This is a genomic window from Catenibacterium sp. UBA627 (genome assembly GCF_002299355.1).
Taxonomy (GTDB): Bacteria; Bacillota_I; Bacilli_A; order Erysipelotrichales; family Coprobacillaceae; genus Catenibacterium; species Catenibacterium mitsuoka.
In genome coordinates this window covers 1-10,863 of record NZ_DBPF01000075.1, presented here as the reverse complement: position 1 = coordinate 10,863, position 10,863 = coordinate 1, and the positions used below count along the sequence as shown (strand labels likewise).

Genomic DNA, 10,863 nt, shown 5'->3' with positions numbered 1-10,863 from the left:
GCTTCTTTTTTTGGAGGAATCTATGAAAGAATTAGAATTAAAGTATGGCTGTAACCCTAATCAGAAACCTGCTAAGGTGTTTATGGAAGAAGGAGAACTTCCTTTTACTGTCTTAAATGGTAAACCTGGTTATATCAACTTATTAGATGCTTTTAATAGCTGGCAGTTAGTGAAGGAATTAAAGGAAGCAACTCATATGAGCTGTGCAGCAAGTTTTAAGCATGTATCTCCTGCCGGTGTAGCTATTGGGACACCTTTAACTGAAGTAGAAAGACAGATGTATTTTGTAAAGGAAAGTGCTGAAGAGTTAAGTCCAATTGCTAATGCATATATTAAGGCAAGAGGTAGTGACCGTATGAGTTCATATGGTGATTTCTGTGCTCTTTCTGATGTATGTGATGAAGTGACTGCTAAGCTTATTAATCGTGAAGTAAGTGATGGTATTATTGCGCCTGGTTATACAAAAGAAGCTTTAGAAATACTTAAGAAGAAAAGAAGAGGCACTTATTGTGTATTACAGATGGATCCTCACTATGTACCTAATCCAGTAGAAATCAAACAGGTATTTGGTATTACATTCCAGCAAGGTAGAAATAACTGCGTGATTAATGAAGAGATGTTTAAAGATGTTGTATCTAAAAACAAAGATATCCCTGAACATGCATTACATGACTTAATCCTTTCTATGATCACATTAAAGTATACACAGTCTAATTCTGTATGTTATGTCAAGAATGGTCAGGCTATTGGTATTGGAGCTGGCCAGCAGTCTCGTATCCATTGTACAAGACTTGCTGGTAATAAGGCAGATGTCTGGTTCTTACGTCAGCATCCTAAGGTATTAGGTTTACAGTTTGCAGATGGTTTAAAACGTGCTGAAAAGGATAATACAATTGATGCATATGTATCAGATGATTATGAAGATGTACTTGGTGAGGATGTATGGCAGAACTATTTCAAGGTAAAACCAGAAGTATTTACAAGAGAAGAAAAGAAAGAATGGTTAAAGAAGAATACAGATGTTGTACTAGGTAGTGATGCATTCTTCCCATTTGGAGATAATATTGAACGTGCCCATAAGAGTGGTGTGAAGTATGTGGGTGAACCTGGTGGTTCTATTCGTGACGACCATGTTATTGATACATGTGATAAGTATGATATGGTTCTTGCATTCACACATCAGAGATTGTTCCATCATTAATGCACACTTTTGAAAAAACTATGTTATAATGCACTTTATGAAAATAAATGAGAATGTAGAAATCAAGGAACTCACTACAATGCGCCTAGGCGGTCTAGCGCGTTATGTGATTGAATTAGAGACCGTAGAAGATGTAGAAAAAGCTTACTTATTTGCAAAAGAACGTCATCTTCCTGTATTTATTTTAGGAACAGGAAGTAATGTAATTGGAAAAGATGAAGGTTTCAAGGGGGTTATTCTTTTAAACCGTATTAAGGGTATACGTTCTATTGATGAATTGACAGTTGTTGCAATGGGTGGAGAACTACTTGATGATCTTGTTGCTTTTACTACAGAAAAAAATTTATCTGGTATTGAAGCATTGAGTGCTATTCCTGGTACAGTAGGTGCTGCACCTGTACAGAATGTAGGTGCCTATGGTCAGGAAATTGTACAGGTATTAGACTCTGTTCTTGCTTATGATTTAAAGGAAGAAAAGTATGTCACTATTAAGAAAGAAGATATGAAGCTAGGCTATAGATCAAGTATCTTCAATCATGGTGAAGATGCAGGACGTTATTTGATTATCTCTATGACTATTCACTTAAGTCATGATACACTTACTCCTCCTTTCTATACTTCTTTACAGAATTATGTAGAAGAACATCAGATTACTGATTTCTCTCCTAAATCTATTAGAGAGATGGTGACTGAAATACGCTGGTCGAAGCTTCCTAAACCTGAAGAAATGGCAAGTTCTGGATCATTCTTTAAGAATGTTTATTTAGATGATGCTGAAGCTGATCGTTTAAGAGGTATGAATGTACCGGTATGGGAAGGAAATAAAGTCCCTTCTGGATGGTTGATAGACCATGCTGGATTAAAGGGAATGGTTTTCCATGGCATGCGTGTATCTGAGAAAGCTGCACTGATCTTAATTAATGAAAGTGCACAAAGTTATGCACACTTAAAACAGGCTAGAGAAGAAATCGTTTCTATTATTGAAAAGAAATATGGTTTAACTCTACAACAGGAGCCTGTTGAACTGGAATAAATTTTATTCCAGTTTTTTTGTGTTCCTTCTTATGATATAATTAGTTAGATTAGGAGGAATTGCTATGTTATTTATCACTGACAATGAATTTGAACGTGTTGTATCTAGAGCACGTAACCGTGATATTGCACGAGAATATTATCGAAGAGATTATGTTGTGAATGTTTCTATTACAACTGATAATCGTGGTTATTATCATATTTCTGGTAAGGTTATGATTAATGGTAATATCTATCTTCCTCGTGTTCTTGTAAATCCCAATTCTAAAATAGTTTCTACAGACTGTAATTGTATTTATGCCGATGAATATACAGCCTGTGGTCATATAGGCGCCCTTATCTTAAAGGTTCAGGAGTTATCTCCTAATACATTCCCTTATCGTTATGCTGTTGATTTACAAAAGCGTGCACAGGAAGAAAAGAAAAGTGCTATGAGAGAACGTCTTTTATGGGAACAGCGTATGCAGGAATATAGACGTAAAGAAAGAGAAAAGGAAACCAATGAACTGACTGATTATATTAAAAAACAATTAGTGAATCAGTTTACACCTGTTGATTCTACACCTGTTCATTTAAGACTATTTGCAGATGACTGGCAGTTTGGCATTACTTTAAAGATTGGACGTAATAGAGATTATATTGTAAAGAGTATTCCTAATTTTGTGACACAAATGCAAAATAATGAATATCATACGTATGGGAAGACACTCGCTTTTGTGCATAATCCTGATATTCTTGATGAACCTTCAAAGAAGATTTATCAATTTATTTTAAGATATTATCATTCACATTTATCTAGTAATAACACTTTATTCATCAATGATGATAATGTCGATGCTTTCTGGGATTTACTTGAAGAAATCCCTCAGGCAATGCATCCTTTTGCCCGTTTAGAGGATGAATTACATCCTGTTGTATCAGTGTCTAAGGATAAGCATGATACAATTCTAGAATTGGACACAGACCTCTCACCTTACTATATTGGTAAGAAGAACTTATATAATTATAGCCCTTCCACACATTCTTTTACACGTTATCGTTTTGATAAGCAGGGAGTAAGTGTTGAGTTATTGAATCGATTTGATACATTACAGCGTCTTTATGTATCCCATGATCAGTTAGAAAACTTTACACGTTATATTATTTCTCCTACAAAGAAATATATTGAGTATATAGGTCTAGAAGATAAGATTAAGGAAGAAACGCATTTAGAAATCTATGCAGATGTAGATGAAGATGAATATGCTTTAGTTAGCCTAATTGGAACATATGAGGATGGTAAGCATGATATTCTTAAAGAAGATGTGCCTCATTCTTTAAAGGCAGATTTGATTATTAGTTTCCTAGAGAAATATAATCCTGATGATATGTCAGGACCTATGCGTTTTGATACACATCGTGATGAAACAATTGATATGATTCATGATGGTTTAAATCACTTGAATAAGTTGACAGATGTTTATGTATCTGATTCTTTACAGGCTATTGGTTCTAAGAAGTCTATGAACTTATCTGTTGGTATTAAGGTTTCTCATAATTTATTAGAAATGGATCTGGATTCTTTAGATGTTCCTAAAGAAGAACTGGCTGATATTATAGCAAGTCATCAGAAGAAGAAACGTTATCATCGTTTAAAGAATGGTCAGTTACTTTATATTGATACACATGAATTAGATGAGTTAGGTCAGATGATGGATCAGTATCATATTCTACCTAAAGATATTTCTGAAGATGGTACTATTGACTTAAATCTGAATAGAGCTCATCAGATGGACTTAGCCACTCAAGGTTTTGAATATGTACAGGTCAACCGTGAAGAATCATTTAAGGATGTATTAGACCATTTAAAGAACTATACACATCATGAACATCCTTTAAATGAGCGTTATGTACCTATTTTAAGAGATTATCAGAAGGAAGGTTTCCAATGGCTTTCTACTATGAATGATCTACATTTTGGTGGTATTCTTGCAGATGATATGGGGCTAGGTAAAACGATTCAGATTATGAGTTTATTAGAAAGTAATGAACATCACTTTTCTATTATTATTTGCCCGGCTTCATTGATTTTAAACTGGTTAGATGAGTTTAATAAGTTCTCTTCTCATTTAAAGGTGACTTGTGTTATGGGAAGTGCGAAGGAACGTAAAGAGATTATTAAAAGCTATAATCAGTTTGATGTTATGATTACTTCTTATGACTATATTCGTAAGGATTATGAACAATATAAAGGTATCACATTTGATTTTATTGTCTTAGATGAAGCGCAGTATATTAAGAATCAGAAAACTAAGAATGCGATTGCAGTTAAGTCATTAGAAGGTAAACAGCGTTTTGCGTTAACTGGTACACCTATTGAAAACTCACTTGCTGAGTTATGGTCCATCTTTGACTTCTTAAATAAAGACTATTTATATAACTATCGTTATTTTAAGTCTCATTATGAAGCACCTATTGTCAAGGATCATGATGAAGAGGTTCAGACACAATTACAGAAGATGATTTCACCTTTTGTATTAAGACGTACGAAGAATGAAGTATTAAAGGATTTACCTGATAAGATTGAAAATACTGTACTTGTAGACTTCAGTGAAGATGAAAAAAAACTCTATTTAGCACATTTAGCACAGGCCAATCAGTTATTAAAGACTTTAGATGGGTCTAAGGATCGTATTCAGATTCTTGCCATGTTGACTAAGTTAAGACAGATCTGCTGTGAGCCTCGTATTGTATTTGATGATATAAAACATAAGTCTTCTAAGATGGAAGCCTGCTTGAATATTATTCAGACATATAAGGATAATAATAAGAAGATTATTGTATTCTCGTCATTTAAGAGTTTATTGAATCTTCTTGCGAAAGAATTAGATAAGAGTAAGACATCTTATTATATGTTGACTGGTGATACAGAAAAAGAGAAACGTAAAGGATTAGTGGATGCTTATCAAAACGATGATACAACAGTCTTCTTAATTAGTTTGAAGGCTGGAGGTACTGGTTTAAACTTGACTGCTGCAGAAGGTGTTGTTCATTTTGACCCTTGGTGGAATATGTCTGCACAAAATCAGGCAACTGATAGAGCGTATCGTATTGGACAGAAGAATAAGGTATTTGTATATAAATTGATTATGGCTGATTCTATTGAAGAAAAGATTCAGACATTGCAGGCCGCAAAGAAGGATCTTGCAGATCGTTTTGTAGAAGGTAATAGTGGTTCTATTACAACTATGAGTGGTGAAGAAATCATGAGTTTATTTAGTGAGGATTAACATGAAGAAGATGACTATGGCCGATATTGCGAAAGTTGCAGGTGTTTCTAAGACAACTGTTTCTCGTTATTTTAATGGTGGCTATGTAAAAGAAGAAACACGTCAGAAGATAGAGAAGATTGTAAAAGAGTATGATTATGAGCCTAATGTGCTTGCTGCGAATTTAAAAGCCAACAAGACACATACTGTGGGTATTGTATGCCCTACTCTTACTTCATATGCTTCTAGTCGTATGATGATGAACATTGATCAGTTCTTAAAGAAGCATCGTTATACGACAATTATCATTAATACAAATCATGATGAACTCGATGAAATCAAATCTATTACTAAACTTATGCAGTTAAAGGTGGATGGAATTGTCCTGCTTGCAACATCTATCACAATGGCACATAGAGATATTGCCTCTAAGAGTTCCATTCCTATTGTCTTTATGGCGCAGGCCTATGATGATGGTGTAAGTGTTATTAATAACGATTATGAAGCAGGTTATAAGATAGGTGAGTATATTTATAATAATGGTCATAAGAATGTTGTATATGCAGGAGTAAGCAGAAAAGATGTGGCTGTAGGAGTCATTCGTAGACAGGGTGTTTATGATGGCTTACAGGATGTGCATCCTCATTTTCTAGAAACAGACTTCTCTGTGGAAAAGACTATGGATAAACTCAATGACTACTTAAAGAATCATACATGCCCTACTGCTATTATCTGTGCAACAGATACGATTGCGATGGGATGTATGAAGGTTCTAAAAGATCACGGTTTACGTATTCCTGAGGATGTTTCAGTGACTGGATTTGGTGGTTATTGGACTTCTACTGTAATGTCCCCTGCCCTTACAACTATTAAGTTCCATTATGCCCATGCTGGACAAATGGCTGGACAAATTATTCTTGATATGATTGAAGAAAAAGAGGTCGAACGTGCTACACTTATTGACTTCACATTTATAGAAGGAGAAAGCGTCAGAAGTATCTGATGCTTTTTTTATAAAAAAAAGTGGTATCGGTCCCATATTTATATTGACAAGTGTTTATCCTTGATATATGATACAGATGTGGAATCGGTAACACACCGATAAAGGAGGAAATTTCAATGGACTACAATAAAGTAGCAAAAGAAGTCATCTCCCTTGTTGGTGGACCTAAGAACATCAAAAAGGCATTTCATTGTGCTACTCGTTTAAGATTGATGTTGAAGGATCCATCATTGGCAGATGAAAAAGCTTTAGAATCTGTAGATGGAGTTAAGGGAACATTCCTTGTCCAGGAACAGTTCCAGATTATCTTCGGAAGTGGTACTGTGAACCTTGTCACAGATGAAGTATTAAAAGAATTAGGTATGGACTCTCAAGATCAGGCTGATGAAGAGATTGTAGAAAAGAAGGGAAATCCAATCAGCCGTGCTGTTAAGACATTAAGTGATATTTTCGTACCTATCGTTCCAGCCATCGTTGCGGGTGGTTTATTGATGGGGATCAATAACGTATTAACTGCACAGGGATTATTCTTTGCGAATAAGAGTTTGATTGAAGCTTATCCAATGTGGAAAGACTTTGCGACAATCATCAACTTATTCTCTAATGCAGCATTCACATTCCTTCCAATTCTCGTTGGATTTAGTGCTACTAAGAAATTTGGTGGTAACCCTTATTTAGGTGCTGTCATGGGTATGATCATGGTACATCCTGATTTATTAAACTGTTACAACTATGGTAAAGTAGCAACACCTTTCTGGAACCTATTTGGTTTAAAAGTTGCTGCAGTAGGTTATCAAGGAACAGTTCTTCCTATCTTATTTACATCTTGGGTAATTGCAAAGTTAGAAACTAAGTTACATAAGATCACACCTTCTTGGTTAGATAACTTAACGACACCATTATTATCAGTATTAATTACTGGATTTATTACATTCTTAGCTGTTGGTCCTGTATTAAGAGAAGCAGGTAATGTACTTGCAGATGGATTACAATGGTTATATTTCTCATTAGGCCCTGTTGGTGGTGCAATCTTTGGTTTCTTATATGCACCTATCGTTATTACTGGTATGCATCAGAGCTTTATCGCAATCGAAACACAGTTGCTTGCAAGTGCAGCACATAGAACATTCATCTTCCCTATCGCAACAATGAGTAACGTGGCTCAGGGTGCTGCAGTATTAGCTGTATTCTTCTTATCTAAAGATGCTAAACAGAAATCACTATGTAGTGCATCTGGTATTTCAGCATTACTTGGTATTACTGAACCTGCAATGTTCGGTGTTAACTTAAAACTTAAATATCCATTCATTGGTGCTATCTGTGGTTCTGCTGTTGGTTCAGCTTGGATTGCAGGTACTAAGACTCTTGCAAGTGCTGTAGGTACTGCTGGTATTCCTGGTTTCATTTCTATTCCACCAGAAAGCTGGGGTAACTATGGTATTGGTATGGTTCTTGCAATCGTAGTGGCATTCATTGTCACTTGTATCCTACACAAGAGAAATGTAGAAGGTAAAACTCCTGCTGAAAACGAAAACTTAGCTGCACCTATGAAAGGTAATGTCGCTCCTATTACTGAATGTCCTGATCCAACATTCGCTTCTAAGGCTATGGGTGATGGTTTCGTAGTCTTCCCAGAAGATGGTAAATTCTATGCACCAGCGAATGCTGAAGTGACTATGACTTTCCCTACTAAGCATGCATTTGGTTTAATGACAAATGATGGTACAGAAATTCTTGTACATATTGGTTTAGATACTGTTGAATTAAATGGTGAACCTTTCACTATGCACGTTAAAAAAGGTGACAAAGTAAAGAAGGGTCAGCTACTCGTTGATGTTGATTTAAAGGCTATTGAAGCAGCTGGTAAAAAAACTGCGACTGCAGTAGTTATTACAAATGGTAAAGCAGTAAACTTAATTAAGAGTGGTGCTGTTGATGCAAAAACAGATGTTGTAGAAATAGCGAATCCAGTTGTAGAAGTTAAGGCTGCATAAGGAGATTTTTATGAAGGAAATGTATAAACTAAAGTATCATCTAGAACCTGTATCTGGATGGATGAACGATCCTAATGGGCTCGTAGAAAAAGATGGAGTATATCATATCTATTATCAGTATTCTTACGAACCTGAAGGTGGATTGAAATACTGGAAACAATTCACTACTAAAGATTTCCTTCACTATCAGGATGAGGGGATTGCCCTCTCTCCTGATCATCCTCATGATCAGGGTGGTGCTTATTCTGGGTGCTGCTTCAATGATCATGGATTGTTACGTTATTTCTATACTGGTAATGTAAAGCTGCCTGGCGATTATGATTATATTAATGCAGGTAGAGAACATAATGTGATGATGGTTGATTCACAAGATGGGCTTGTATTAGATCATAAGGAAGTTGTGCTTTACAACAAGGATTATCCTCAAAACATGTCTTGTCATGTAAGAGATCCCTTCGTTTATGAAAATGATGGTATGTATTATATGGTTCTAGGAGCAAGAACCCTTGATTCACATGGTTGTGTGATTTTATATTCATCAAAAGATTTAAAGAAGTGGGATTACATGAAGACTGTTGACTACCATAAACCTTTTGGTTATATGTGGGAATGTCCGAATTATATAAGTTTTGAAAAGAAGAAGTTCTTATTCTGTTGTCCTCAGGGACTAGAAAGCCATAACTATGATTATGAAGCTATTTATCAGAATGGATACTTTCCTCTTACAACAGATTTAGAGAAGGATTGCGTTTTAGAGGACTTTATCGAGTTTGATCATGGGTTTGATATCTATGCCCAGCAGTTCTTCAAAGATGAAAAAGGTCGTATGATCATGGCAGGTTGGATGGGGCTTCCTGATATTGATTATACAAATCCTACTGTAGAAGAAGGACGTCAGCATGCCTTCACTCTCTTTAGAGAGATTACTGAGCACGAAGGTAGACTCTATCAGTTCCCTATTGAAGAATATAAGTCTTTAAGAAAAGAGAAGAAAAAAGTACAGGGAACATCTCTTACAATGAATACGTCTTGTTTTGAATGCCATATAACTGACCTCCCTCAGTCATTCAACCTTCATTTAAGAGGTGTGAATATGAATTATGAAGATCGTCTTTTCACTATCGATATGAATAAGAGCGGTTCAGGTCGTGGTGTGAAGCATATTAGAATTCCTGAAATGAATAATATGACTTTGTTTAGCGACACCTCTTCTTTAGAACTATTCATCAATGATGGTGCTTATGCCTTTACTACACGTATTTACAACAATTCAGATACTATTGAAATTATAAGTAATAAAGAAATTGATATGACTGCTTATCAATTAAAAGCGATTGACTTAGAACCTGCCAAATAGGCAGGTTCTTATCTTTTTAGCACTTTACAAAAGAAAGTGCTAATTTTTAGCACTCAAGTGTTGACTTTGCTAAAAGAGTGACTATAATAATAGTTGTAATCGATAGAGAGATTACTAGAAAAAAGAAAAAACGTTGAGAGAGGCGAACAAATATGAGATATTATCCAAGTTTTAGTGATGTGTTTGATGATTTATTTGATTCAGGAGTCAATACTACAAAAGCAAATACAATGTTATGTGATATTCGTGAAACAGAAAATACTTATGTTATGAATATCGCTCTTCCAGGATATAAGAAAGAAGATATTGCTTTGGAACTTAAGGAAGGCTACTTAAAAGTATCAGCATCTGCTAAGAAAGAAGAAACAGCTGGACGTATTATAAGACGTGAAAGATATAGTGGTAACTGTTCTAGAAGTTTCTATGTAGGTGAAGGATTTACTGAAGAAGATATCAGAGCTAAGTTTGATAATGGTGAATTAATGATTTCAGTTCCTAAGGAAGTTCCAAAGAGAGTTGAAAAGAAATCAATTACAATCTACTAATAACACGAGATCTATGATCCCATGTTTAAATTTGATAAAGGAGATGTTATTTATGAGATTTTTACCTGGTTTCTATGATGTGTTTGATGATATGTTTGATGATGGATGGATGAGTCCATCAACTAATGCAATGCAGTGTGATATTAAGGAAGTAGACAACAACTATGAAATGAATATTGCGCTTCCTGGATATAAGAAAGAAGATATTTCTCTAGACTTGACTGATGGTTACTTAACAGTTTCTGCTAATACTAATCAGGAGAAGGAAGAGAAAGATAAGAACGGTAAGGTTATCAGATGTGAACGTTATACAGGTAGCTGTTCAAGAAAGTTCTATGTTGGTGAGGGTTATAAAGAAGAAGACTTCACTGCTAAGTTTGAGAATGGTGAATTAATGATTGCTTTTCCTAAGACTGAACCTGAAAAGATTGAAGAAAAGAAACCTATCATGATTGAATAGGCATTTAAAAAGGAAGCGTGAGC

At 35.2% G+C, this 10,863-nt stretch carries 8 protein-coding genes; all 8 read left to right on the top strand.

Annotation, left to right across the window (positions count from 1 at the left end):
* Window positions 1–22: 22 nt before the first annotated feature.
* The 8 genes from B2S90_RS05010 to B2S90_RS04975 all read left to right on the top strand — a co-directional run bounded on the left by B2S90_RS05010 (window position 23) and on the right by B2S90_RS04975 (window position 10,840).
* The gene (locus B2S90_RS05010; protein WP_278780298.1) at window positions 23–1,201 is read left to right on the top strand and encodes a phosphoribosylaminoimidazolecarboxamide formyltransferase; all 1,179 of its coding nucleotides are present in this window, start codon (window positions 23–25) and stop codon (window positions 1,199–1,201) included.
* 37 nt (window positions 1,202–1,238) lie between these two features.
* Window positions 1,239–2,234, top strand: a complete 996-nt coding sequence (gene murB, locus B2S90_RS05005) for a UDP-N-acetylmuramate dehydrogenase (RefSeq protein WP_278780296.1) — start codon at window positions 1,239–1,241, stop codon at window positions 2,232–2,234.
* Between the two features lie 64 nt (window positions 2,235–2,298).
* On the top strand, window positions 2,299–5,502 hold the full coding sequence (locus B2S90_RS05000; RefSeq protein WP_286696633.1) for a DEAD/DEAH box helicase: 3,204 nt from the start codon (window positions 2,299–2,301) through the stop codon (window positions 5,500–5,502).
* 1 nt (window position 5,503) lies between these two features.
* Entirely contained in the window at window positions 5,504–6,484 is a 981-nt protein-coding gene (locus B2S90_RS04995; RefSeq protein WP_286696632.1) for a LacI family DNA-binding transcriptional regulator, read from the top strand.
* A 116-nt stretch (window positions 6,485–6,600) separates the two neighbouring features.
* Entirely contained in the window at window positions 6,601–8,478 is a 1,878-nt protein-coding gene (locus B2S90_RS04990; protein WP_286696631.1) for a sucrose-specific PTS transporter subunit IIBC, read from the top strand.
* Between the two features lie 10 nt (window positions 8,479–8,488).
* On the top strand, window positions 8,489–9,835 hold the full coding sequence (locus tag B2S90_RS04985) for a glycoside hydrolase family 32 protein (RefSeq protein ID WP_286696630.1): 1,347 nt from the start codon (window positions 8,489–8,491) through the stop codon (window positions 9,833–9,835).
* A 152-nt stretch (window positions 9,836–9,987) separates the two neighbouring features.
* Entirely contained in the window at window positions 9,988–10,380 is a 393-nt protein-coding gene (locus tag B2S90_RS04980; protein ID WP_278780288.1) for an Hsp20/alpha crystallin family protein, read from the top strand.
* A gap of 52 nt (window positions 10,381–10,432) precedes the next feature.
* Entirely contained in the window at window positions 10,433–10,840 is a 408-nt protein-coding gene (locus B2S90_RS04975; RefSeq protein WP_278860417.1) for an Hsp20/alpha crystallin family protein, read from the top strand.
* Window positions 10,841–10,863 lie beyond the last annotated feature (23 nt).

Bases quoted from the DNA above. Each gene is read 5' to 3' on its own strand.
- murB (WP_278780296.1), top strand. From the start codon at position 1,239: ATGAAAATAAATGAGAATGTAGAAATCAAGGAACTCACTACAATGCGC.
- B2S90_RS04975 (WP_278860417.1), top strand. From the start codon at position 10,433: ATGAGATTTTTACCTGGTTTCTATGATGTGTTTGATGATATGTTTGAT.
- B2S90_RS05000 (WP_286696633.1), top strand. From the start codon at position 2,299: ATGTTATTTATCACTGACAATGAATTTGAACGTGTTGTATCTAGAGCA.
- B2S90_RS04990 (WP_286696631.1), top strand. From the start codon at position 6,601: ATGGACTACAATAAAGTAGCAAAAGAAGTCATCTCCCTTGTTGGTGGA.
- B2S90_RS05010 (WP_278780298.1), top strand. From the start codon at position 23: ATGAAAGAATTAGAATTAAAGTATGGCTGTAACCCTAATCAGAAACCT.
- B2S90_RS04985 (WP_286696630.1), top strand. From the start codon at position 8,489: ATGAAGGAAATGTATAAACTAAAGTATCATCTAGAACCTGTATCTGGA.
- B2S90_RS04980 (WP_278780288.1), top strand. From the start codon at position 9,988: ATGAGATATTATCCAAGTTTTAGTGATGTGTTTGATGATTTATTTGAT.
- B2S90_RS04995 (WP_286696632.1), top strand. From the start codon at position 5,504: ATGAAGAAGATGACTATGGCCGATATTGCGAAAGTTGCAGGTGTTTCT.